At 42.0% G+C, this 23,615-nt stretch carries 22 protein-coding genes; 9 read left to right on the top strand and 13 right to left on the bottom strand.

Annotated elements, in window-relative coordinates; translation table 11 throughout:
- Positions 1–23: 23 nt before the first annotated feature.
- Both G563_RS0125050 and G563_RS0125045 read right to left on the bottom strand, forming a co-directional pair.
- Positions 24–731 (bottom strand): LytR/AlgR family response regulator transcription factor, encoded by a 708-nt coding sequence (locus G563_RS0125050; RefSeq protein WP_028667742.1) that lies wholly within the window; start codon positions 729–731, stop codon positions 24–26.
- Positions 728–1,765, bottom strand: coding sequence for a sensor histidine kinase (locus tag G563_RS0125045; RefSeq protein ID WP_028667741.1), 1,038 nt, complete (start codon positions 1,763–1,765; stop codon positions 728–730). Before G563_RS0125045 ends, G563_RS0125050 begins: the two co-directional genes overlap by 4 nt.
- 173 nt (positions 1,766–1,938) lie before the next feature.
- On the opposite strand from G563_RS0125045, the gene G563_RS0125040 reads away from it, so the two are divergent.
- The 4 genes from G563_RS0125040 to G563_RS0125025 all read left to right on the top strand — a co-directional run bounded on the left by G563_RS0125040 (position 1,939) and on the right by G563_RS0125025 (position 6,628).
- Complete coding sequence (locus tag G563_RS0125040) at positions 1,939–2,769, top strand: hypothetical protein (RefSeq protein ID WP_028667740.1); 831 nt, start codon at positions 1,939–1,941, stop codon at positions 2,767–2,769.
- 150 nt (positions 2,770–2,919) lie between these two features.
- Entirely contained in the window at positions 2,920–5,322 is a 2,403-nt protein-coding gene (locus G563_RS0125035) for a TonB-dependent receptor (RefSeq protein WP_028667739.1), read from the top strand.
- 52 nt (positions 5,323–5,374) lie between these two features.
- Entirely contained in the window at positions 5,375–5,980 is a 606-nt protein-coding gene (locus tag G563_RS0125030) for a dioxygenase family protein (protein WP_028667738.1), read from the top strand.
- Between the two features lie 15 nt (positions 5,981–5,995).
- Positions 5,996–6,628 carry a LysE family translocator gene (locus tag G563_RS0125025; RefSeq protein ID WP_037328181.1) on the top strand — a complete coding sequence of 211 codons (633 nt, stop codon included), beginning with the start codon at positions 5,996–5,998 and terminating at the stop codon, positions 6,626–6,628.
- A gap of 67 nt (positions 6,629–6,695) precedes the next feature.
- On the opposite strand, the gene G563_RS0125020 is transcribed toward G563_RS0125025, so the two are convergent.
- Entirely contained in the window at positions 6,696–7,247 is a 552-nt protein-coding gene (locus G563_RS0125020; protein WP_028667736.1) for a hypothetical protein, read from the bottom strand.
- A gap of 97 nt (positions 7,248–7,344) precedes the next feature.
- Here G563_RS0125020 and G563_RS0125015 point away from each other — a divergent pair, with 97 nt between their 5' ends.
- Both G563_RS0125015 and G563_RS0125010 read left to right on the top strand, forming a co-directional pair.
- Positions 7,345–8,424, top strand: coding sequence for a CaiB/BaiF CoA transferase family protein (locus tag G563_RS0125015; RefSeq protein ID WP_028667735.1), 1,080 nt, complete (start codon positions 7,345–7,347; stop codon positions 8,422–8,424).
- 167 nt (positions 8,425–8,591) lie between these two features.
- The gene (locus tag G563_RS0125010) at positions 8,592–8,918 is read left to right on the top strand and encodes a HigA family addiction module antitoxin (protein ID WP_028667734.1); all 327 of its coding nucleotides are present in this window, start codon (positions 8,592–8,594) and stop codon (positions 8,916–8,918) included.
- A gap of 297 nt (positions 8,919–9,215) precedes the next feature.
- Here the strand turns inward: G563_RS0125010 and G563_RS0125005 are convergent, their stop codons facing one another.
- From G563_RS0125005 to nusB, 7 genes are all read right to left on the bottom strand, one after another.
- Positions 9,216–10,229, bottom strand: a complete 1,014-nt coding sequence (locus tag G563_RS0125005; protein WP_028667733.1) for a zinc-binding alcohol dehydrogenase family protein — start codon at positions 10,227–10,229, stop codon at positions 9,216–9,218.
- Between the two features lie 143 nt (positions 10,230–10,372).
- A complete protein-coding gene (gene coaE / locus G563_RS0124995; protein ID WP_028667732.1) occupies positions 10,373–10,969 on the bottom strand; it encodes a dephospho-CoA kinase in 597 nt (198 codons plus the stop codon).
- Between the two features lie 65 nt (positions 10,970–11,034).
- Positions 11,035–11,799: a YbbR-like domain-containing protein gene (locus tag G563_RS35845; protein ID WP_037328176.1), complete on the bottom strand. Its 765-nt coding sequence runs from the start codon at positions 11,797–11,799 to the stop codon at positions 11,035–11,037.
- Positions 11,800–11,863: 64 nt separating this feature from the next.
- Positions 11,864–12,172, bottom strand: a complete 309-nt coding sequence (gene yajC / locus G563_RS0124985; RefSeq protein ID WP_028667731.1) for a preprotein translocase subunit YajC — start codon at positions 12,170–12,172, stop codon at positions 11,864–11,866.
- Positions 12,173–12,250: 78 nt separating this feature from the next.
- Entirely contained in the window at positions 12,251–12,685 is a 435-nt protein-coding gene (locus G563_RS0124980) for a DUF1573 domain-containing protein (protein ID WP_037328173.1), read from the bottom strand.
- A 115-nt stretch (positions 12,686–12,800) separates the two neighbouring features.
- On the bottom strand, positions 12,801–13,103 hold the full coding sequence (locus tag G563_RS0124975; RefSeq protein WP_028667729.1) for a YtxH domain-containing protein: 303 nt from the start codon (positions 13,101–13,103) through the stop codon (positions 12,801–12,803).
- 65 nt (positions 13,104–13,168) lie between these two features.
- Positions 13,169–14,341 carry a transcription antitermination factor NusB gene (nusB, locus tag G563_RS0124970; protein ID WP_028667728.1) on the bottom strand — a complete coding sequence of 391 codons (1,173 nt, stop codon included), beginning with the start codon at positions 14,339–14,341 and terminating at the stop codon, positions 13,169–13,171.
- A gap of 443 nt (positions 14,342–14,784) precedes the next feature.
- On the opposite strand from nusB, the gene recA reads away from it, so the two are divergent.
- Positions 14,785–15,843 carry a recombinase RecA gene (recA, locus tag G563_RS0124965; RefSeq protein WP_028667727.1) on the top strand — a complete coding sequence of 353 codons (1,059 nt, stop codon included), beginning with the start codon at positions 14,785–14,787 and terminating at the stop codon, positions 15,841–15,843.
- A 50-nt stretch (positions 15,844–15,893) separates the two neighbouring features.
- On the opposite strand, the gene G563_RS0124960 is transcribed toward recA, so the two are convergent.
- A complete protein-coding gene (locus tag G563_RS0124960; protein ID WP_028667726.1) occupies positions 15,894–17,033 on the bottom strand; it encodes an acyl-CoA dehydrogenase family protein in 1,140 nt (379 codons plus the stop codon).
- Between the two features lie 386 nt (positions 17,034–17,419).
- Between G563_RS0124960 and G563_RS0124950 the strand changes: the two genes are divergently transcribed.
- Both G563_RS0124950 and G563_RS0124945 read left to right on the top strand, forming a co-directional pair.
- Positions 17,420–18,736: a UDP-glucose dehydrogenase family protein gene (locus G563_RS0124950; RefSeq protein WP_028667725.1), complete on the top strand. Its 1,317-nt coding sequence runs from the start codon at positions 17,420–17,422 to the stop codon at positions 18,734–18,736.
- Positions 18,737–18,818: 82 nt separating this feature from the next.
- Positions 18,819–19,790, top strand: coding sequence for a UDP-glucuronic acid decarboxylase family protein (locus tag G563_RS0124945; protein ID WP_028667724.1), 972 nt, complete (start codon positions 18,819–18,821; stop codon positions 19,788–19,790).
- A gap of 505 nt (positions 19,791–20,295) precedes the next feature.
- On the opposite strand, the gene G563_RS0124940 is transcribed toward G563_RS0124945, so the two are convergent.
- Positions 20,296–21,159: a sigma-70 family RNA polymerase sigma factor gene (locus G563_RS0124940; RefSeq protein ID WP_013930257.1), complete on the bottom strand. Its 864-nt coding sequence runs from the start codon at positions 21,157–21,159 to the stop codon at positions 20,296–20,298.
- Between the two features lie 102 nt (positions 21,160–21,261).
- Positions 21,262–23,487: a polyribonucleotide nucleotidyltransferase gene (gene pnp, locus G563_RS0124935; RefSeq protein WP_028667723.1), complete on the bottom strand. Its 2,226-nt coding sequence runs from the start codon at positions 23,485–23,487 to the stop codon at positions 21,262–21,264.
- Positions 23,488–23,615 lie beyond the last annotated feature (128 nt).

Genomic DNA, 23,615 nt, shown 5'->3' with positions numbered 1-23,615 from the left:
ACTTTGAGCAATTACTCAGAAGGTTATCTTTTAACGAACTTGGATTCTATTTTTTCTAATACTTCGGCTCGTAGATTGCGACTTAGGGGTAGCTTCTCGTCACCTACATGGATTTCGTTGCCCTCTATACGGTCAATTTTACCCACAGGTACGAGGTAAGATTTATGAATTTTGACAAACTGCTCAGTAGGCAAATACTCTTCTAAGCCTCGCATGGTCAAATAGGTAATGTATTTGCGCTGAGTAGTTTGTAAAACAATATAGTTTTCTAAAGCTTTGACATACAGCAAATCTTTTATTTCTATTCGTTCGATTTTTCCGTCACACTTTACAAAAAAATAATCAGCACTTGTAGTCAAATTTTTATTTTTTTGTTCACAAAAACCTTTGGCCTTCAAAGCAGCCTTTATAAAACGCTCAATCGAAATGGGCTTTAATAAATAATCCAACACATCCAACTCAAACCCCTCTAAGGCATATTGTGGATAGGCCGTTGTCACAATGACGGCAGGCGGATTTGGTATTTTTTTAAGAAGTTCTAGCCCACTCATTTGAGGCATCTCAATATCCAGAAAAAGCAAATCAATCGAGTGCTGCGCTAGTAGATTGATGGCCTTCAAAGGGCTTTCGGCTTCACCCACTAGGTATAGCCACTCCAAATCTTCCACAAATTCTCGCAAAATCTGACGAGCTATAGGCTCATCATCTACTATCAAACAATTGATTTTCATAGGCTTGGCTTTAAGTTGATTTTTAGAAAAACGTCAAATAATTCGTTTGTTTCCCGAATTTCGAGTTCATAACACCGAGGATAAAGTAACTCCAATCTCCTTTTTACGTTGGCAATGCCAATGCCCCCCGGCGATGATTGAGGCTTCATCTGTTTTTCATTCTTAGTGTTTTTACACAAAAACACCAAAGCACCTTCTTCTATAAACATCTGAATATCAATCCTATTTAAAGCATGAGCATGGTCACTTACAAACTTGAAGGCATTTTCGACAAAAGGAGAAAAAAGCAAGGGAGCTATCAAAATACCCTGTATATCCTGATGAAAATTTACCTCAACCTTCAAATTGTCATTTTTCCGTAAACGCTGAAGATTAATGTAGTTTTGGAGGTATTCTATTTCTTTTTCGATACCTACTTTTTCTGCATTGCATTCATACAACTGATACCGTAGCAAATCTGAAAACTGCACCACTAGCTGTCGTGCTACAGGGTTGGTTTTATGAATAGAGCCATAGATAAGATTGAGGGTATTAAAAACCACATGTGGGTTCATCTGCGATTTGAGGTATTGCAGTTCTGTTGCCAGTTGTTCATTTCTTATTTTTTGTACCAATTCTCTTTGATAAAACCACTCTCTGCTCAGCCAAATAGCCATGCTAAAAATGGCATAAAACACCGCGATAGAGACATTATAAAAGGTATTGACCCACAATGTTTGTCGTTTGGTATCTCCCAATACATAGCCATATAGATACATATCGTGGAGATTTTTGAAAAGTACATAGGTCAGAACCAACCCTGCTAGGCTCAAAAAATACATCCCATACCGCTTCGTATTGAATAACCGTGGAATCAATACCCATAAATTACCATAAATGACGCCCGCCAGCAGGAGATTTCGTACCAATAGTTCCACCACAAAATCGCCCCAGCTCAATTTGTCAATAATATAGCTGCGGTTGTAGGCATGAAATGAAATCGTTGCCACCCAAAACAAGATGTGGTCTATCCGATATCTAAAAAGTATTTCCATGCTGAAAGTTAGGGAATTGTGGGGTTGTAGCCCAAATAATTTACGTCAAACATCTAAATCCCTTGACGAGTGCTTTTAGGGTGCCTTTTATCAAGTATTTTTATCTTCTCACCTAAGAAATTATCTCCCTTTATCTACACTACTTTCCTTTGTATCATCAAAAACAAAAAAAAATGAAAGCGATTATTTACCAAATTCTTTTTTGCACTTTGGTGACAACCTACTCATGGTCTCATCCTGGTATAGGTATTGTCAAAAACACCAAAGGAGATATTTTCTACACTGATACTGAGCGTGTTTGGAAAATATCCGCAGACGGCAAAAACAAAAAAGTAGTCATCCCGAACGTGCATACCCATCAACTTTACATAGATGCCAACGATAATCTATACGGTGAGCATCTTTGGTATGAAGGCGAAGCAACCAATGAGTGGGGGCATTTTATATGGAAATATGACATCAATGGAAAATTTAGTAAAATAAGACCTCATACCAAAGGCTTTCTCCAGAATTATAGTTTTGTAGGCGATGCTTTCGGAAACAGATATTGGCTCATCAAAAGCAAAAAAGGAAGTGATTGGATGCGGCTTTCGGCCTCGCAACAAATAGAATGGCTCGCAACGATTCCTACTCATGATGTACGCTGGCAATTTTGTCAGAAAAATGGCACTTTTTACTACGTTGACGACAATGATTTGTACAAAATCGTCAACAAAAAAAGGGTATTAGTAGCAAAAGATTTGGACGGCATCACAGGAGAAGACCCAAACCGCAAACCCAACAATAATATTTTCGGGATTTGGGACGACTCTCATGCTAATATGTATGTGGCGGTAATAAGTCAACAATCAGTCAAAAAAATAACTCCTCAAGGTGTGGTATCAGTAATATATCATTCTACAAAAGAATGGATGCCTACAGGGGGTATTTTTGATAACGAAAATAGCCTTTGGGTATTGGAAGCTAATCTTAAGAATCAAGTCAGGGTAATAAAAGTTAACTAAAGCCCAAAAAATAGAAAGCTGATGCAACATTCTCTAAAAAAATGTCTCCTTACTGTAACCAATTCAAAAAAATAGAGTATCCACGACAAAATCCATCCTAACCACAAAATCTATTCACTCACTCTTTTTGACAGCCAAATAATCTAAACCATGAAACATCTATGCTGCTTGGCCCTATTTTTAGGGCTTACGGGCTACGCTTTTGCCCAAAAATCACAAATCACAGGTTTTATCCTTGATTCTGCATCTCGCAAACCTGTTGAATTTGCAACGGTGGCACTCTTGCAAAACAACAAAATTTTAGAAGGTGCAACTTCCGACGTAACTGGCAAATTCGTGTTTTTGAAAGTAGCTGACGGAACCTACGAGATCCGAATTACCTTCGTAGGCTATCAAGATAAAATAGTGAGGGGACTAAAAGTAAGCCAAGACAATGACCTAGATGTAGGCGTTATTTCATTTTCACAAACCGCCCAACAACTCAATGAAGTAAGGGTCGTAGAGCAAAAGGCTTTGTTTGAAGACAAACCCGACCGCCTTGTGTATAATGCCGAAAAAGACATCACAATCAAGGGAGGAAATGCAGGCGATGTATTGCGCAAAATCCCTTCTATTGCGGTAGATTTGGACGGCAACGTCGAACTCCGTGGAAGTTCAAACATCAAAGTACTCATCAACAATAAGCCTTCCAATCTGATGGCGAAGAGCATTGCCGATGTACTGAAACTCATCCCCGCCGACGACATCAAGCAGATTGAGGTAATCACCTCACCCTCTGCCAAATACGACGCCGAAGGCACCGCAGGCATCATCAACATCATCACCAAACGAAACAATTTACAGGGCATCAACGGCAAAGCCAATACGTCTTTTGGACGCTGGAATGATAACTACAACGGCTCGCTCAACTACCGTAAAAAAAGCTTTGGGGTATCGGCAAGAGGAGGTTTTAACAAATGGCGTAACCTAGGCGAAAATAGCATGACTCGCCTCTCTACCGTCGAAAGCTATCAAACCACGCTTATTCAAAATACTTCATTTAGAGGCGGTGGCGAAAATCTTTATAGTACCATTTCGGCTGAATGGGATATCGATACCCTTAATCGTTTGAGTGCAGGACTCAATTTTTATGATGGCAAAAACGCCATGAATTTTGATTATTTCAATGAATTTTCGAGCGGCACGGCCAATCCTTCTTTGTTTACCCGAAAATTGTATCGTATTTATGATTGGGACGGGGGTACGCTCAACATTGACTATAATAAGACTTTCAAAAAGCCTAAAAAAGAATTTAACGTTCTGACGATGTTTTCGAAAGAAGCAGAAGATAGCTATTACAACCTCGACCAACTCAACGCCGAAAACATTATTTATTACCGCGAAAAAAGCCCTAACGTAAGTCGCAATTATGAAGGGACTATTCAAATCGACTTTACCAATCCGCTTGATAGCGTAAGTACCTTAGAAATCGGGGCTAAGAGTATTTTGAGAAATGTAAAAAGCGACTATCGAGTAGCCACCGCCCTCGACGGAAGTGATGATTTTCAGGATGTACCCGCACTTGCCAATGTCTTTGATTATAACCAGCAAGTAGCCTCTGCTTACCTTGCCTACTCGCGTACTTCCAAAAACAAATGGAGTATCAATGCCGGCGCTCGCTATGAGCATACTTTTATTCAGGCGCAGTTTTTGGCGGGCAAGGTTCCTTTCTCGAACAATTACGGCAATATCATTCCTAATGTCAGTATTTCGAGAAACTTACCAAAAAACCAAAAATTAAAACTCAGCTACTCACAACGAATCCAGCGGCCTATGCTCTGGTTTCTAAACCCTTACGTAAATGCGAGTGAGCCTCAGTCAACCTATTCGGGCAATCCCTACCTCAACCCCGAGCTGACTCATAGTGCCGAAGCAAGCTACAACGTTTATATCAAAGAGTCATCGGTCAATGCGACCTTTTTCATGCGCCAAACCAACAATGCCATCGAACGCATCCGCACCGTAGATAGTGAAGGTGTCTCCAATTTGACCTTTCAGAACATCTCTCAAAATATCTCCTACGGGCTCACGCTGAGTGGTTCGGCCAAAATCAAGAAAAAATTCACTTCTAATGGCTCTATCAATTTGTATTATAATATCCTCAATAGTCCAGCTCTACAGACTCAAAATTCCAATTGGATGTACCGCCTCAACCTTAATTCTACTTATGATTTTGGCAAAGGCTTGAAAGCCCAATTCTTTGGCTTTTTCAATTCACCACGGGTAATGCTCCAAGGGAAAATCGGAGGCTATGCCTATTACAATGTAGCTTTACAAAAAGAAATCTTAAAGAAAAAAGGCTCTGTTAGTCTAGGTTTAGACAACTTTTTTGCCCCTTATATCGAACAAAAAATTCAATTTTCCTCCCCTACCTTTGTCCAAGACGGCATGAGTCGGTTCTTCAATCGGGGTTGGCGAGTAAGTTTTTCTTATGAATTTGGAAAAATGAGCAACCAGCCTCAGCGCAGTAAGAAAAGTATCAACAACGATGATAAAAAAGGCGGCGAAAACTAAGATGCCTTGCTTTTTTGAGAGGAGATTTTCGGATAATTTATATAAAAAACAAATGAAAAAGCTGACCTTAACTTTGATGTGTGCCGCTACCATTTCTGTGGGTTATTGCCAAAAAATAGGAGGTGGTTGCGAAGATTGCGAGCTGATGTTTGAAGGTATTCCAGAGCAGCTGCATTGGCAAACCACCCTCGCCTCTCCCAAAGAAGAAGGCGAACGTATGATAATTAGCGGTACGATTTACCAAAAAGACGGTAAAACACCAGCGGCGGGCGTTATCTTGTACGTATATCATACGGACGTAAAAGGTGAATACAAACCTACCGCCGCCCAAAAGCACGGGCGGCGGCATGGACACCTACGAGGATGGATGAAAACTGATGCCCAAGGTCGCTATCAGTTTAGTACGATTCGCCCAGCAGCCTACCCTAATCAGCGATTTGCGGCCCATATCCATCCTATCATCAAGGAGCCGCAAAAAAATGAATATTGGATTGACGAATATCAGTTTGAAGATGACCCCCTCCTCACTCAAAAAGACTTACAAAATGCCCAAAATCGCGGCGGTTCGGGCATTATTAAACTCAACAAAAATGAAAAAGGTATCTGGATTGGCAAAAGAGATATAACTTTAGGAAAAAATATTCCTAATTATTATTAACTACCTCCTTTTCAGATGAATGCCAGTGATTTTTTGCTCTTTGCATTTGCTACCCTAATGCTCAACCTCACCCCAGGTGCCGATATGATATACGTCGCTACGCGTAGTACTACCCAAGGCATCAAAGCAGGAATCGTATCGGCATTGGGAATTGCAGGGGGGTGTTTAATTCATACCTTAGCTGCTGTTTTGGGACTGTCGGTACTCATTGCAAAGTCGGCGGTGGCTTTCAATATCGTTAAGTTTCTGGGAGTGGGCTATCTGTGTTATTTAGGTATCACCGCTTTGTTAGATAAAAGCCACCTGTCAACCAACTCTAAAGTGGAAGTAATTCCCCTCAAAAAAATCTTTTGGCAGGGTGTTTATACCAATACCCTTAATCCGAAAGTAGCGTTGTTTTTCTTGGCTTTTTTGCCACAATTTGCGCACGTAGAGGCCGAAAACTTCAAATGGCAAATCCTATTTTTGGGAGTTTGGTTCAACTTATCAGGAACTTTGGTAAACGGCTTAGTGGCGGTTGTGTTTGGAAAAGCGGGTAATTATTTTAACAAACTTCCCAATTTTGCACGTCTTCAAAATAAAATCACTGGCCTCATGATGATTGGCTTAGGGGCGTATTTGGCCTTTGCCAAAAAGGCTAATTCCTAACGCCATCCATAGAAAAGAGGGAAGCCCTTACGGACTTCCCTCTTTTTTAAAGGTTTGCTCGAAGGAGTTATTCGTCGTCTTCGTCGCTCGTAAACGAATAAAGTGTCGTGTCCAATTTCAGACGGCCACTGTTAAAATCTTCGATAAATTTTGAAACTACGTCGTCCGTAATGGCTTCTACATTCAAACTAGCATCTAGTCCTACGCCATATTCAAAATCGGTTTCAATCTCCAAGTGTTCTTTTACTTTTACCGCTTCTTCTTCTTCGAAGGTTTCGATCAATTCGGTGATTAGCTCTTCGGCTTCTTCTTCCTCTTCAGGGCTCATGTTAAAACCGGGGCCGCGCTCATCCAGAGGCAAGTATTTAGGATATACTTTTTGGGCTTGTTCTACGGCTTTTTCGTATACCAAACTACTATGATGTAAGCGTAGGGTATAGATAATAGCATCGTAAATCACCTCTTGGCCTTTATAATTTCCAACAAACTGCACATGTGCCAGTTCGCCTTGGTCGGCCATACTATCTTCTTCATCGTCACAATGAACAAAATTGGTACCGGCTTCGCGGCATTCTTCTTTTAGAAGTTCTATTTCTTCAGGACTATATCCGTCATTCATAATATTGTCTGATTTTATTGATGGAGTAAAATAACCGAATCATTAGGGGAAATCAAAGAATATATGACAAATTTGGAGTAAATAAGCAGTTAATACCATGAAAGATTTTTTTAAAGACACGCTTAAAGTCGTCGAGCTTGCTAGCGTGTTGGCGGGGCCAGCAGTGGGCATGTTTTTTGCCGAACTTGGGGCAGAAGTTATCAAAATCGAAAACAAAAAAACGGGAGGTGATATGACTCGCACTTGGAAACTCCCCTCCGAAAATCCAGTCTCTTCTTTCTCGGCTTACTATGCAAGTGTCAATTGGCATAAAACTAGCCTTTTATTAGATTTAGAAAACCTCACTGACCGTCAGCAACTTTATGATATTATTGAAACCGCCGACATCGTCATTAGTAATTACCGTCTGCAAGTTGCCCAAAAACTAGGCGTAGATTATGCCACTCTTTCGGCGTTCAATTCCTCTCTTATTTTTGCTCAACTCAACGCCTTCGATTCTGAAAGCGAACGCCCTGCTTTTGACGTAGTACTCCAAGCCGAGGCGGGTTTTATGTACATGAATGGCGAAGCTGACGGGCTGCCTGTCAAGATGCCCGTTGCGTTGATTGATGTTTTAGCCGCCCACCAACTCAAAGAGGGTATTCTACTCGCCCTACTTCGCCGCACCCAAACCGGAAAAGGGGCCTTCGTACAAACCTCTTTGTTTGAAGCCGCAGTAGCTTCATTGGTCAATCAAGCTACTAACTGGCTCATGGGTGGCTATATCCCTCAACGCATGGGAACTCAACATCCCAATATCGCTCCCTACGGCGACCTATATACTTGTAGCGATGGGCAGCAGATTGTATTGGCAATAGGCACCGAAAAACAGTTTGCTCATTTGTGCTATCAACTAGAGCTAGAAGCCTTATTGGAAGACCCACGATTTGATACCAATGCTGCTAGAGTAAAAAATCGGGCAGCACTAAACACTTTATTGTCTGAGAAAATTTCTGTACGGGAATCCTCTATTTTGTTGCAAAATCTTGAAAAACAAGGTGTTCCTTCCGCCTCTATTCGCAATATGCAACAGGTATTTGAACTTCCCTCTGCACAATCCATGATTTTGGAAGAAACTTGGCCCGATGGTACTCTGAGCCAACGAGTCAAAACAGTAGCTTTTGAAATACAGGCTTAAATTTTTTAAATTAATTCTAAAATACACAGTCAGCATCAGCATAGATTTAAACCGCAGCATAAACAATTTATCATCAATCAGGGGGATTTAACATTTAAGTCTATAAAATTACACAGCCTCAAATAAACACATTGACACGTGGCATGTTACATTAAAAGAGCAAAACTATGGCACTATTTGACCCCGCCCACCCAGGAGAATTAATCCGCGAAACCATCGAAGGGTTACGCGAAGAAACAGGACAAAGATTAACAGTTGCGGAAGTAGCCGAGGGCTTAGGTACGACCCGTAAAACCTTGTCCTCAATTATCAATGGCAAGCAGAGCGTAACGCCCGAAATGGCCATCCGCTTGGGCACAGCATTCCCCAATACGACAGCAGAATTTTGGCTAAAGGTGCAGGAAAATTACGACCTTGCCAAAGCCAAATCTAAAGTAGACACTAGTCACATACGGGTATTTTGGAAGCCGACAGGCCATATTCAACCTGCATAGGGATGACCATGTTAAAGCGCGTAAATTACTGCTCACTCAGACGAAATTTTATTAGGAAAATTATATAAACGAACATACCTTGACCTTTACGGCGGCAGCCTAAGGTTTGGGCTTTGCCCGCGCCAATTTATCGGCTACAGTCAACGGCGGCTCCCCGCCCCGGCTCTCCCGAAATTGTTCCTTTGTTGGAAAAGTTTATTAAAGGCGAACAGTAATTATCAGATAAATAAAAAAATAACCTGCCAAACAAAAAGGTTGTTTGACAGGCCAATTCAATAAAACTCACTCTTTTTTTGCTCAAAAAGTAATTGCCACTTTTCCGATGGTTTTACCTGATTCCAGAAGTTGGTGTGCTTGTTTAAAATTCTCCACCGTCAACCCCTCTAGCGTCAGATATAAGGTAGATTGAAGAGCATCAGCTTCTATAAGGTCGGCGATTTGGTTTAGGATATGATGCTGTTGTATCATATCTTCGGTCTGAAACATGCTTCGGGTGTACATATATTCCCAAGAAAAACTAGCGCTCTTGGTTTTCAATTTGTTGAGAGCTACAGGTTCACTGCTTGCTGTGATAGATCCAATATGCCCCTGAGGTTTGATAAGCTCCACCATAGCATCCCAATAAGCACCCGTATTTACAAAATCAGCAATAAAATCAACATAATGAAAGCCTGCATTGCGCACTTCATTTACCAAATCTTGGTGATTTACTACCACATCTGCGCCCATTTTTTTACACCATTCTATCGTTTCGGGCCGCGATGCCGTAGCAATGACAGTAAGTCCAGCGACTTTTTTTGCTAATTGAATGGCGATTGAGCCCATGCCCCCTGCCCCTCCAATAATCAAAAGCGATTTACCTTTGTCTTTTTCGGTACTAATCCTCATCCGGTCAAAGAGGATTTCCCAAGCCGTCAGTCCCGTTAGAGGAATCACTGCCGCCTCAGCCACGTTCAAGTTTTTGGGTTTTCGTCCCACTATACGTTCGTCAATCAACTGATACTCAGCATTGCTCCCTGGCCTAGTAATATCTCCAGCATAATAAACTTCATCGCCTTTTTTGAATAAAGTCACCGCGTCACCTACTTCTTCTACAATTCCCACCGCATCCCAGCCTATGACTTTTGGGGTATCCAAAACCACATCTTTGGCGCTGTTTTGGCGGATTTTGTAATCAACAGGATTGACACTCACCGCCTGTACTTTCACCAATAAATCGTGCGCTTGAGGTGTGGGAACTTCGGTTTCAAAAGCGATAAAACTTTCTTGCTCGCCAATAGGTAGCGATGTTTTAAATCCAATAGCTTTCATGTATATTTTCGTTGTTTTTCAGATTTGGCTATGTAGTTTTAGCTACTTTTTTAACCAAATAAAAAGCATTTACGTTTCTAGGAAATTTGAATTTTGGAAGAATAAGAAAAAGCGGAGAGATGCTTAGGGTAGTTTGAGCGTCGTTATTTCTGTTGCGAAAATAGCTCGTGCAACTGCCATATTTGGGGCAAAAGCAGTTGTTGCTCATCATTCTGAATCACAAAATCAGCGATTTTCAATCGTTCTTCTTCCGATACTTGTCGATTGATAATGTCTCTGATTTCGGTTTCGGAGCGATGTGGGTCGCGCTGTTGTACTCTTTTGACTCGCAAATCCACAGGTGCTTGTACTACCACCACTTTATCCAAAGAATTGTTGCTGCCAGCTTTGCTCATAATAGCCGCCTCCTTCACAACATAAGGAGCATTTTGGTGGGTTTGCATCCATTGTAAAGTATCTTCACCCACACGCGGATGCACTACGGCATTGAGTTCCCGCAAAAGCACGGGATTTTGAAACACTCGCCCCGCTACCCATTGACGGTTGTAGCTACCTTCAGCAGTGTAGGCTTCGTTTCCTAGCAATGCCTCTACGGTTTTTCGGAGTTTAGGATCATGGTTGAGAAGCCACTTAGCACGCTCATCAGCCGAGTACACCGGCACTCCTAATGCCCCAAGCACTCGACAAACCAGACTTTTGCCAGAGCCAATTCCTCCCGTAATTCCGATTTGAAGTGCCATTTCTTAAACGAACTCGAAGATTAAATCAACATTCTTACTCTTGCTTTTTCAAAAGCAGCTTGGCATTATTTCTTCTTTTTTGATTTGTTTTTTGAAGATGTTTCTTTGGCGGGCTGCGCGGCTTTGACGGCTGGGGAGGGATTGATATTTCTCAGAAGTTCACCTACTTCAAAGCTCACAAAAACCCGCTCTGCACTTGCCTTCAACAAAGGCGATTGGGGATAACGAATAGGCAGTTCTTCATCATAATTCCCCTGAATTTTTTGAGCTGGTACTCTCACAACAATGGTATCAGGAATATCAACAATCAACGAAGTAGGGCCATCAAAAGTAACAGTTGATGGATTAAGATTAATAAAACTTGAGACTACAAAACGAGGGGCGAGATTAAGGCCAAGGCTATCTACTTTCAGCACGCTGGTTTTTATCATTCGTTCTTCAAAATCCAATACCCCTGAGTCAAGTATTATATTAGAGATACGAACATCCTTCACCTGCTCATGCATCGTGGCTACGAGGGCATTGGTATTAAGCACCGAAGTAGCGAGCGGATTGGTGAGAGGGTACGAAACTGGCGGTACCGTAAACGAAAGTGATTTTCGCAGTAGTGTCCATCCATTACCTACCAATACCGCACTTACGCTTTGGGGAAGCGGTGTAGTAGGAATGTACAATGAGTCGTTGTATGTAATATGAATGGGATAGCGTACTTGCAGGGTGTAGCCATCTTTATTGAGCTCATTGAAGAGCCAAATAATCGTAGCCGCAATCATACACAAGATAGCAATGCGGCTACGAGAAGGTTGTGACGAGAGAGGAATCTGTGCCAATGTGAATAACAGGTTAGTATCTTATGAGAGAGTCATACTCTCCATTTCTTCTAAACCTACCATGTTATGCGGCAGGAGTAGATACCTTACGCGAAATCGACGATTTTTCAAATTTGAGTTTAGTTCCTTTACCGTCAACCTCCACAGTTACTGTACTTTCATATACCGAAACGACTGTACCATGTAAGCCTCCTATCGTAACGATTTCGTCTCCTTTTTTAAGTTCTTCCAAAAACTTCTTTTGGTCTTTTTGCTTTTTTTGCTGAGGACGAATCATAAAAAAATAAAAAACGCCAATGATACCTGCCCAAAGAACAAGTTGGTATATCATAGATGCCTGCCCTCCTTGGGCTTGTAAAAGAATAGTTTGCATAAAAATTGATTGTTTTGAATCAGTTGGTTGAGTTTTACTCAATCAAATAAACAGGATTAGGTTATTAAAAATACAATGTTAGGGGGTAGCGGTTGAGTCTTTGGTAGCGACCACATTGGCTTTAAACTGAATTTCGCTAGTAGCGGGATTGGTATTGGCAAAAATAGTCACCGTTTTTAACTGCTGTCCTTCTTTACCTTTGCTATTAAAATGTACCAAAATAGACTCTTCTTCTCCGGGGCCGATTGGTTCGCGGGGCCATTGAGGAATGGTACAACCACAAGAAGCACTTACATTATTGATAATCAGCGGAAAATCACCCACATTCTTAAATTTGAATCGGTGTTCTACTTCCTGTCCTTCTTTGACAGTCCCAAAATCAAAATTTTTTATATCTTCAGCAAACTCAAATTTTGGGAGTTTATCATCCATATTGTTGGTAGCAGTTTTGTCTTGATTGCTACCGCACGAAAACAAAGCAACACTTACAAGGATAAAAAAAAGAATCCGCATTTTGATCTAATTTTTTAGGGATAATTTAAGTGAGCAAAACTAAAAAGCTTAAGATATACCTTTTTTATACGAAAATAACGATGCCCTCGCGTATGATACACGAGGGCAAGTAGTTTTATACGGTTTGTTTTTTGATTTGAGCCATCAGACGATCCACATCTTCGAGCAGGCGTTCTGCTTTTTCACGTGCGTCGGTTACTACTTTTTGGCCTTCGGTTTTGGCCAAACTTTCTGGCAAATCTTTTCCTTCTAACAAGTCAGAAATCAACCCTTGCAGTTGCTCACGGTATTTTGAAAGTCGATACGACAGTTTGTCACGAGTGATTTCTCCCTTTTCGGGGGCATACAATACCCCAATGGCAGCTCCTGTAGCTACTCCAGCCAAAAAAGCTACTAATGTTCTTGATGAATTGCTCATGTCTTGGAATGTTTTCTTGTAATCCTGTGATTACTAGTTTTTATTTAAAATATGTTTTGCTTGGCCTATTTGTTGTCCAGAAGCCCTCTTCCACTCTTACGCACTTTTCCTTCTTTGACAAGTTTTTTGGAAAGTGTATCCAAAATTCCGTTCACAAATTTACCACTTTTTGGCGTACTATATTCTTTTGCTATTTCAATTGCCTCATTGATGGTCACTTTTACGGGGATGCCAGGGAAGTTGACCATCTCCGAAACACTCATTTTCAGGATTAAATAATCCATCGGTGCCAATCGTTCCAAATCCCAGTTTTTGAGTGGCTCTGCCACAAGCTGCTCATATTCATCGTTTCGGGTCACGGTTTGCTCAAACAGCTCTTCCATAAAATAACGATCTTCTTCCCAATCGTCGGTCAGTGGTGAAAGCTGAACACCCTCTGGCTCCGTGGCTGATTTTAGGGTTTTATTGGTCATCTTACGCGCCAAATCCCCATTTTCGCTCCAATATAAGTCATTCAATTCAAAGAAATTGATAACTTCTTCGTTTTTCAGAATCACTTCTTTCAGGGCATGTTGCATCAACTGCTGGTCTTCTTCGATGGTATGTTTTTTCTGCGCACAATAAGCACGATACACCTCATCTTGCCGAAAAACCTCCCTAAAAAGCTTACGTACCAGCCCAGTAGCATGCTCTCCCCAGGTGATGCCGCGACGAATAAATTCATCTTGTAAAACCGTACTTTGGGTAAGGGCAACTACCACTTGATTTGTATCAAAACCCGCCAATTTGGCCAAAGGATTACTATCTGGATCGTCGTATTGGCGCTCACGCTCGGCTTGAGATAAGCTACCTAGCTCAATGAATAGCTGCAACAACAATAAGTACGAATTATAAATCGCTTCTACCTCAGGAGTAAGTTGCCGGGCAATCCGCTGCTTATCTTTTCGATAAAGGTCTTGATAGTATTTTAGGGCATTTTTGGCCGTTACGATTGCTTCAGCAGGCGCGTCTTCATCTTTTGAAATATCCCCACTACGATAGTTTTCTTCTAAAAGCATCGTAGTAATTTTGCGCATACCTTCCAGCTTTACTGGATCTTGGGGAGTCATAGAATTGAGGTCTGGCTTAAACGACTCCACTATGAAATCTACGGCCAATTGATAGTCTGCCTCACGGGCAGCTTGAAGTGCATAAAGGGATTGTAATACCTTTATACGAAGATGTCTTCGACTTAACATTCAGTCCTGAGAGTTTGTGCAAATAAGCAGCAAGGAAAAGAACTTGCTTGTGTTTCCGAGTGCAAAGGTACGCTAATTGCCGCAAAAGTAATACCTATCCCCCCAAGATTTTGAGAAAATAAGTGTTAAGCTACCACCTGTATCCCTTCTTCGACGAAGTACATTTGGGGAGTATCAGGGTAAATGTTCATTCCTAAATCCCCCCTTTATTTCTTTTTATTTTTATAAAAAATAAACCCTCTAAACGCCAAATTTTGTTCAAAAAAACACTTGGTAAACTCATACAAAAACCGTAATTTTACCCCTATGAAGGATGTCCCTTCAGTTAGTCGTTAAAGGACTTAATGAGTATTAACAGCCCATGTAAATAATGCTTCCCAATAACGAATAGCATCTCTCTTTCACTAATCTAATATTTTTAGGTAAGTAATTAATTAAACAAAATGGCCGACAACAAAGAACAAAAATTTAAAGCCCTGCAAACCACCCTTGAAAAGCTAGACAAAGCCTATGGTAAAGGTACTGTAATGCGTCTGAGTGACACCAAAGTAATGGACGTAGAAGTCATCTCTACTGGCTCAGTAGGCCTCGATCTAGCATTGGGAATCGGGGGGTTACCTCGCGGACGTGTCGTGGAAGTTTATGGCCCTGAATCATCTGGGAAAACCACCCTCGCCATGCATTGTATTGCCGAAGCACAAAAAGCAGGAGGATTGGCTGCGTTTATTGATGCGGAGCACGCCTTTGATCGTGTCTATGCCCAAAAATTAGGAATCGACACCCAAAACCTTCTTATTTCACAACCCGACAACGGTGAGCAAGCCCTCGAAATCGCCGAACATTTGATTTCGTCGGGTGCCATTGACATCATTGTGATTGACTCAGTAGCGGCCCTTGTCCCTAAAGCCGAAATCGAAGGAGAAATGGGTGACAGTAAAATGGGTCTACAAGCCCGCTTGATGTCGCAAGCACTGCGTAAATTAACAGGGGTTATCAACCGTACCAACTGTTGCTGCATTTTTATCAACCAATTGCGCGACAAAATCGGGGTTATGTTTGGCAGTCCCGAAACCACTACGGGAGGTAACGCACTCAAGTATTATGCTTCGGTACGTTTGGATATTCGTCGGATTGGTCAAATCAAAGAAAGTGCCGACAATATCACCGGAAACCGTACCAAAGTAAAAGTGGTAAAAAACAAATTAGCTCCTCCCTTTAAAGTGGTGGAATTTGACATCATGTACGGCGAAGGCATCTCTAAAGTAGGCGAAATTATCGATTTGGCTGTTGAGTTAGAGATTGTTAAAAAATCAGGTTCTTGGTTTAGCTACGATGGCAACCGCCTCTCACAGGGTCGTGACGCTGTAAAACAACTACTCAAAGACAACCCTGAGCTGACAGAAGAAATTGAGGCCAAAATCCGAGCCAAAGTCAGTGAAGATGAAAATGCTTTGATTGATACGCTCGAACCCAATATCGCCGACGACGGTACACCAGATTAATTCATATCAAGTCAGGGCGGAGAGATTCTCCGCCCTTTTTGTTTCTTTCCTTATTTCAAAATTTCTCGCGAAATCACCAACTTTTGAATTTCGCTCGTTCCTTCTCCAATCGTGCAGAGTTTGCAATCACGGTAAAATTTCTCTACCGGAAAATCTTTGGTAAAACCATATCCTCCAAAAATCTGTACGGCTTCATTGGCTACTCTTACTGACACTTCTGAAGCATAATATTTGGCAGTGGCACTCTGTAAAGTCACCTTCTCACCCCTATCTTTGCGATCAGCCGCATCATAAATAAGCAATTTTGCTGCTTCTATTTCGGTATACATATCAGCCAATTTGAAAGCAATACTTTGAAACTGCGAAATAGGCTTACCGAATTGTTCTCTTTCTTTAGAGTAGGCCAATGCCGCTTCAAAAGCGCCCAGCGCCGTTCCTAAGCTCAAGGCAGCAATCGAAATCCGACCACCATCAAGGATTTTCAACGACTGCACAAATCCCTCCCCTACTTCGCCCAATACTTGACTCTCATGAACACGGCAATCCTGAAAAATCATCTCGGCAGTTTCGGAAGCTCTCATTCCAAGTTTATCCTCTTTTTTGCCTGCCACAAATCCCGTAGTACCACGCTCTACCACAAACGCCGTAGCCCCGCGCTTATCGCCTACTGCTCCCGTGCGAGCAATCACCACGGCCACGTTACCACTTTTGCCGTGTGTAATAAAATTTTTGGCACCATTGAGTACCCAATACTCCCCTTCTTTGACGGCCACTGTACGCATATTGCCCGCATCCGAGCCCGTATTGGGTTCTGTCAAGCCCCACGCTCCAATCCACTCACCAGAGGCAAGTTTAGGCAAATATTTTTGTTTTTGTGATTCATTTCCAAACATCAATATGTGATTGGTACAGAGCGAATTGTGAGCCGCCATAGAAAGCCCAATCGAGGGATCTACTTTACTCAATTCGACAATCGCCGTCACATATTCTCGGTATCCCAGCCCTGCACCACCGTACTGCTCGGGTACTAGCACTCCCATTATACCTAATTCTCCTAACTGATGAAACACCTCCACAGGAAAATACTGCTTTTCGTCCCACTCTCGTACGTAGGGTTTAATCATTTTAAGGGCAAAATCGCGCACAGACTGTGCAATCAATTCTTGATTTTCTACAATTTCCGTAATCATGGATGTAAAATAGATTGGTTTTCGTTGTTGACTATATATTCCTAATTTATGAAAATACAACGACTATGCCAAGGTTTGGAAAGTAATCCCAACAGCGATGAAGGGGGAAATTTTGTTATCCAAAGATTTAGTGCCTCAAGTATTTCTTAAAGTATTACAAAAGATAGAAAAAATTTGTCACAACAACTATTTTGTAATACTATTTTTTTTAGAAAAAATGGCGTATTCACCGTAAAATCATTAGTAGTATGACAAATATGTGTTTGGTTTAGAGGGTTTGACAAAATTCTTCTAATTTTGGGGCGATTTGTATGGACTCAAAAAAATACAATTTTAGACTTTTTCAATAAATTATTAGATTACTAACCAAATCATCATATAAAGGCATGAAAATAGCAGTAGTAGGAACTGGATATGTAGGACTTGTGACGGGTACTTGTTTCTCTGAAACCGGGATTCAGGTAACTTGTATCGACATCGATGTAAAAAAAGTTGAAAAACTCAACAACAGTGTTATTCCCATTTACGAGCCAGGCCTCGATGTTCTTTTCCACCGCAACGTAGCCGAAGGCCGCCTAAAATTCACAACCAACCTTGCAGAAGGTATTAAAGATGCAGAAGTTATATTCTTAGCTTTGCCAACGCCTCCGGGCGAAGACGGTTCGGCTGATTTGAAGTATATTTTGAAAGTGGCAGACGACCTAGGAAACATCATGGAGGAATATGCGGTGATTGTTGACAAGAGCACCGTACCCGTGGGTACAGCCGAGAAAGTCTACGCTGCTGTCGCCAAAAACGCCAAAGTAGATTTCGATGTGGTCTCAAATCCTGAGTTTTTACGGGAAGGTGTAGCCGTCGAGGACTTCATGAAACCCGACCGCGTGGTGATCGGGACACGTTCAGAAAAAGCAAAGAAAGTAATGGAAAAGCTATACGCACCGCTAGTACGCCAAGGCAATCCCGTTATTTTCATGGACGAACGCTCAGCCGAAATGACCAAATATGCTGCTAACTCGTTTTTGGCCATGAAAATTACGTTTATGAACGAAATCGCCAACCTGTGCGAACTTGCCGGTGCCGACGTAGACAATGTACGTAAAGGTATTGGCACTGACAGCCGTATTGGTAAACGTTTCTTGTTTGCCGGTATTGGCTACGGCGGAAGCTGCTTCCCTAAAGACGTACAGGCATTGGCAAAAACCTCGGAAGAGTATAACTATGATTTCAAGGTTTTGAAGTCAGTAATGGAAGTGAATGAACTCCAAAAAACCAAGATGCTTCCTTTAGTTAGAAAGCATTTTGATGGGGAGCTCCAAGGAAAAACCATCGCCGTGTGGGGACTTTCTTTTAAACCTTATACCGACGATATTCGCGAAGCACCAGCCTTAGAAAATATCAAGATTTTGCTTGAAGAAGGTGCCAAAGTGATTGCCTACGATCCAGAAGGGATGGAAAACGTCAAAAATCATGTATTTGGCAACAAAATCACTTATGCCCATACACCTTATGCTGCCTTAGATGACGCCGATGCATTGATGATTTTCACTGAATGGCCCCAATTCCGTACGCCCGAATTTGAAAAAATGGCGTTATTGATGAAAAATAAAGTTATTTTTGATGGCCGTAATGTGTACGAATTGGATCAAATGAAAGAATTAGGTTTCACTTACTATTCAATCGGACGCGAAACCGTCACCCAGTAAGCTACTCAGCTTCATCAGTGTAGGTTTGTTGTAGCTTTGGTAGCTACCCAGTTTTGATAAATGATAAATTGATAATTGATACATGAAAAGAGTCTTAATTACAGGCGCAGCAGGCTTTTTAGGATCGCACTTATGCGATAGATTCATTGCAGAGGGTTTTTATGTCATTGGAATGGACAACCTCATCACGGGCGATTTGCGCAACATAGAGCATTTGCGTTCAAATCCCAAATTTGAGTTTATTCACCATGATATTTCCAAACACATTGTCATTGACGGTGAGCTGCATTATATTCTCAACTTTGCCTCTCCTGCTAGCCCCATTGACTACTTAAAAATCCCTATTCAGACCCTTAAAGTAGGGTCGTTGGGTACTCAAAACTGTCTTGGACTTGCCAAAGCCAAAGGAGCCCGTATCTTGGTGGCCTCTACGTCTGAGGTATATGGCGACCCACTCGTACACCCCCAAAATGAAGAATACTGGGGGCATGTCAATCCAGTAGGATTGCGTGGATGCTACGACGAAGCCAAGCGCTTCCAAGAAGCGATCACGATGGCTTACCACCGCCACCACGGAGTAGAGACACGTATCGTACGTATCTTCAATACCTACGGACCTCGTATGCGTCTGAACGACGGGCGGGTATTACCGGCCTTCATCGGTCAAGCATTGCGTGGAGAAGACCTTACGGTATTTGGTGATGGTTCACAAACCCGCTCTTTCTGCTATGTCGATGACTTGGTCGAAGGTATCTATCGCCTTCTTATGAGCGATTATGCAATGCCTGTCAACGTTGGAAACCCAGCCGAAATCACCATTGGACAGTTTGCTGAAGAAATTATCAAACTTACTGGAACTACTCAAAAAGTAATCTACAAACCTCTCCCCCAAGACGATCCAAAACAGCGTCAACCAGATATTACATTGGCGAAGCAAATTTTGGGTTGGGAGCCAAAAGTATCAAGAGCAGAAGGCTTAAAAATCACTTACGAATACTTCAAAAATCTTCCCGAAGATCGTTTATATGAAGAAACTCACCACCGTGAGTTTTAAGACAAGCTTCTGTTAATCAACGCCCTTTGCCAAATTTTAGCAAAGGGCGTTTTTATTAGGTTGAAATACCTTTCAATTTTCTGGAATTTAACCTTGCTTTCTACAATATCCCATACTGTCATTTTTTTCTACTTGCTTTCTTCCATGATGCTTAGTTAATTGTTACTTGCGGCTCACCACTACGATTAACATCTATTCGGATTTTTATCAAATCTCTTTTCAAGATTATTATCTATTTTACTACCCTTTTTCGAGGCTAATCTGTTTTCATATTGTTTCCAATAAGGATGTAACCCTCTGAAAACAAACCCAGAAATAATTGTAAATATTCCAATAACCAAAAAGTCTATCACCCTTGCGAGAATTAAAGGGGTTAAGTTTTGAGAAAGTGAGCAAAAAAAATGAACCAACGCTAAAAATCAATGTAGTTAGTTTTCAATTCCTTAAAAAGCAAGAAGGGGTTGTCTTTGCGAGACAACCCCCTTCGTGTTTTTTACCAAAAAATTTACCCTAAATAAGTTTTGAGGGCTTTGCTACGTGAGGTATGACGCAAACGGCGAATCGCTTTTTCTTTGATTTGGCGTACCCTTTCACGAGTAAGATTAAATTTTTCCCCTATTTCTTCTAGGGTCATTGGGTGCTCGCCGTTCAAGCCAAAATACAAGGCAATCACATCTGATTCACGTTGAGTAAGCGTAGAAAGCGCACGCGCTACTTCTTTTCTAAGCGAATCATTGATAAGCCCTTGATCTGGCTTCTCCTCCATGTCGTTTTCGAGTACGTCGAGAAGGCTATTTTCTTCACCTTGCACGAAAGGAGCATCCATGGAAACGTGGCGCCCGGAGATTTTAAGGGTATCTACGACCTCATTGGCAGAAATATCGAGTACTTCGGCCAATTCCTCGGGCGAAGGTTCACGTTCAAATTTCTGCTCAAGATCCGAAAAGGTCTTTGAGATTTTATTAAGAGATCCTACACGGTTGAGTGGAAGACGCACGATACGGGACTGCTCGGCCAAAGCCTGCAAGATGGATTGACGAATCCACCATACTGCGTACGAAATGAATTTAAAACCACGGGTTTCATCAAAACGCTGTGCTGCTTTGATAAGCCCTAAGTTTCCTTCATTAATTAAATCACCAAGCGACAAACCTTGGTTTTGGTATTGTTTTGCAACCGATACCACAAAACGCAAGTTTGCTTTTGTCAATCGCTCCAATGCTTGCTGATCACCTTCCCGAATTCGTTGCGCCAAAGTTACCTCCTCATCGGGGGTGAGCAAATCTACCTTACCAATTTCCTGTAAATACTTATCGAGTGATTGGCTTTCACGGTTGGTAATCTGCTTGCTGATTTTAAGCTGTCTCATTTATTTATACTTTGGTGCTGTTTACTTCTATTTGGTAACGAAAAAAGAGGACTAAAAGTTAAAAAACGCTCGGATTTTTAAGTTAAAAAACCAAAAATCTATTTACCGAGGACGGCGGTTATCATCCCTGCGGCGGTCTCCTCTCTCTCCACGGTCGTTACGGTCTCCTCTATCCTCACGAGGAGGTCGTTCTACGTAGCCTTCTGGCTTGGACAAAAGCACTTTTCTTGAAAGTCGGAATTTACCCGTTTTTTTATCGTGTTCTACCAATTTCACTTGTACTTCTTCTCCTACTTGAAGTACCCCATCCATGGTTTCGAGACGTTCCCAAGTGATTTCAGAAATATGCAACAAACCGTCTTTGCCCGGCATAAACTCCACAAATGCCCCAAACGGCTGAATGGTTTTTACGATTCCGGTGTAGACTTCGCCTACTTCTGGAATAGCCACAATCCCTTTGATACGCTTCACAGCGATATCCATGCTTTGGCCGTTGGTTGCAAATATGCTCACAAAGCCCGCATTGTCGCGCTCTTCGATAGTCACTGTAGCACCAGATACCCGCTGAATCTCCTGCACAATCTTACCACCTGGCCCGATTACGGCACCGATTTGGTCTTGAGCAATCTGAATCACTACTGCACGAGGAGCATGAGGTTTGAGGTCTTCACGCGGCTCTGTGATGGCTTTCTTCATTTCACCTAAAATATGCAAGCGACCACGGCGAGCTTGAGCCAATGCTTCGGTCAATACTTCATACGAAAGTCCATTCACTTTCAAGTCCATCTGACAAGCCGTGATTCCATTTTCGGTACCCGTTACCTTAAAATCCATATCACCCAAGTGGTCTTCATCCCCAAGGATATCCGACAAAATGGCGTATTTACCGGCATCATCAGTAATCAATCCCATCGCAATTCCTGCCACTGGCGCTTTTATCTTCACCCCTGCATCCATAAGTGCGAGTGTACCAGCACATACAGTAGCCATTGACGAGGAACCATTTGATTCTAATATATCAGAAACGATACGGATTGTATACGGGTTTTCTTCATCAGGAGGCAACACTTTTTTCAAGGCACGATGCGCCAAGTTGCCGTGTCCTACTTCGCGGCGACCAGGTCCACGGTTAGGTTTTACTTCTCCCGTAGAGAATCCTGGGAAATTGTAATGCAACAAGAAACGTCCGTATCCATAAGCCATCGCTGTATCGATGATTTGTTCGTCCATTTTAGTTCCCAAGGTCACGGTAGTGAGCGATTGGGTTTCACCACGGGTAAAAAGTGCCGATCCGTGCGGAGCAGGTAAGAAATCTACCTCGCTCTCAATCGGCCGAATCTGCTCCAACGCTCTTCCGTCGAGGCGTTTTCTTTCATCAAGCACGAGTCTACGCGAAGCTTCCCATTCTAAGTCGTGATAATAACGCTTTATGAGGGGAAGTTTTTCTTCGTATGTTTCGGGATTTTCTTCTTTGAATTTTTCGAGGTATTCTGTAATGACAGCCTTAAACCCCTCCTTGCGAACTTGCTTGTTGGCTGAGCCTTGCTGAGCAACGGCATATATTTTGTCATAACAAGCCTCTCTTACTTTTTGACGCAATTCTTCATCGTGCGTCACATATTCAAAAGGTCGTTTTTCGGTTTTGCCAGCCGCTGCTTCAAATTCTTTCTGCACTGCACATTGAATCTTAATCACCTCATGGGCAGCTTTGAGGGCTTCTACCACTTCTTCTTCGGAAGCCTCGCTCATTTCGCCTTCCACCATACAAATATCTTTTGCAGAGGCAGCTACGATAAGGTCGAGGGTTGCATTTTTGAGTTGAGAAGTAGGAGGATTGATGATATACTGCCCGTCTATTTTGGCTACCCTCACTTCAGAAATGGGACCATTAAACGGAATATCCGTAATCATTAAAGCCGATGACGCAGCCAAAGCAGCTAAGGCATCTGGTAATACTTCGGCGTCGGCCGAAATCAAAAATACATTTACTTGAGTATCAGCATAAAAATCGTCGGGAAACATCGGGCGGAGCGCTCGGTCTACCAAACGACTCACCAATACTTCGTGGTCAGAGAGTTTACCTTCTCTTTTTTGAAAGCTTCCGGGAATTCGACCCGCCGAGGCAAATTTCTCTTGGTAATCCACCGACAATGGTAAGAAATCAGTACCAGGTCTGGCTTCTGGATTGGACACAACCGTCGCCAGCAGCATCGTATTGCCCATACGTACAACTACCGAGCCGTTGGCTTGTCTGGCTAATTTTCCAGTTTCAATTGTGATAGTACGACCATCCGGAAGTGTAATGGTCTTAGTGATGATGTTAAACATGAAAGAAGAATTAATAAACCGCTTTTTGCCCCCTTTGGGCTATTGATATTATCATTTAAGTGCATAAGTCGTTTATAGCTTATTGCTACTTTACTTTTAGCTCTTTCTAAATGATTTTTTGTGATTTT

This window comes from Runella zeae DSM 19591, from assembly GCF_000423565.1.
Taxonomy (GTDB): Bacteria; Bacteroidota; Bacteroidia; order Cytophagales; family Spirosomataceae; genus Runella; species Runella zeae.
The sequence above is the reverse complement of the archived record's forward strand: the minus strand, read 5'-3'. Positions and strand labels throughout refer to the sequence as shown.

Coding starts and splice junctions, on each gene's coding strand:
- G563_RS0125050 (WP_028667742.1), bottom strand. CDS start 731: ATGAAAATCAATTGTTTGATAGTAGATGATGAGCCTATAGCTCGTCAG.
- G563_RS0125045 (WP_028667741.1), bottom strand. CDS start 1,765: ATGGAAATACTTTTTAGATATCGGATAGACCACATCTTGTTTTGGGTG.
- G563_RS0125040 (WP_028667740.1), top strand. CDS start 1,939: ATGAAAGCGATTATTTACCAAATTCTTTTTTGCACTTTGGTGACAACC.
- G563_RS0125035 (WP_028667739.1), top strand. CDS start 2,920: ATGAAACATCTATGCTGCTTGGCCCTATTTTTAGGGCTTACGGGCTAC.
- G563_RS0125030 (WP_028667738.1), top strand. CDS start 5,375: ATGAAAAAGCTGACCTTAACTTTGATGTGTGCCGCTACCATTTCTGTG.
- G563_RS0125025 (WP_037328181.1), top strand. CDS start 5,996: ATGAATGCCAGTGATTTTTTGCTCTTTGCATTTGCTACCCTAATGCTC.
- G563_RS0125020 (WP_028667736.1), bottom strand. CDS start 7,247: ATGAATGACGGATATAGTCCTGAAGAAATAGAACTTCTAAAAGAAGAA.
- G563_RS0125015 (WP_028667735.1), top strand. CDS start 7,345: ATGAAAGATTTTTTTAAAGACACGCTTAAAGTCGTCGAGCTTGCTAGC.
- G563_RS0125010 (WP_028667734.1), top strand. CDS start 8,592: ATGGCACTATTTGACCCCGCCCACCCAGGAGAATTAATCCGCGAAACC.
- G563_RS0125005 (WP_028667733.1), bottom strand. CDS start 10,229: ATGAAAGCTATTGGATTTAAAACATCGCTACCTATTGGCGAGCAAGAA.
- coaE (WP_028667732.1), bottom strand. CDS start 10,969: ATGGCACTTCAAATCGGAATTACGGGAGGAATTGGCTCTGGCAAAAGT.
- yajC (WP_028667731.1), bottom strand. CDS start 12,172: ATGCAAACTATTCTTTTACAAGCCCAAGGAGGGCAGGCATCTATGATA.
- G563_RS0124980 (WP_037328173.1), bottom strand. CDS start 12,685: ATGCGGATTCTTTTTTTTATCCTTGTAAGTGTTGCTTTGTTTTCGTGC.
- G563_RS0124975 (WP_028667729.1), bottom strand. CDS start 13,103: ATGAGCAATTCATCAAGAACATTAGTAGCTTTTTTGGCTGGAGTAGCT.
- nusB (WP_028667728.1), bottom strand. CDS start 14,341: ATGTTAAGTCGAAGACATCTTCGTATAAAGGTATTACAATCCCTTTAT.
- recA (WP_028667727.1), top strand. CDS start 14,785: ATGGCCGACAACAAAGAACAAAAATTTAAAGCCCTGCAAACCACCCTT.
- G563_RS0124960 (WP_028667726.1), bottom strand. CDS start 17,033: ATGATTACGGAAATTGTAGAAAATCAAGAATTGATTGCACAGTCTGTG.
- G563_RS0124950 (WP_028667725.1), top strand. CDS start 17,420: ATGAAAATAGCAGTAGTAGGAACTGGATATGTAGGACTTGTGACGGGT.
- G563_RS0124945 (WP_028667724.1), top strand. CDS start 18,819: ATGAAAAGAGTCTTAATTACAGGCGCAGCAGGCTTTTTAGGATCGCAC.
- G563_RS0124940 (WP_013930257.1), bottom strand. CDS start 21,159: ATGAGACAGCTTAAAATCAGCAAGCAGATTACCAACCGTGAAAGCCAA.
- pnp (WP_028667723.1), bottom strand. CDS start 23,487: ATGTTTAACATCATCACTAAGACCATTACACTTCCGGATGGTCGTACT.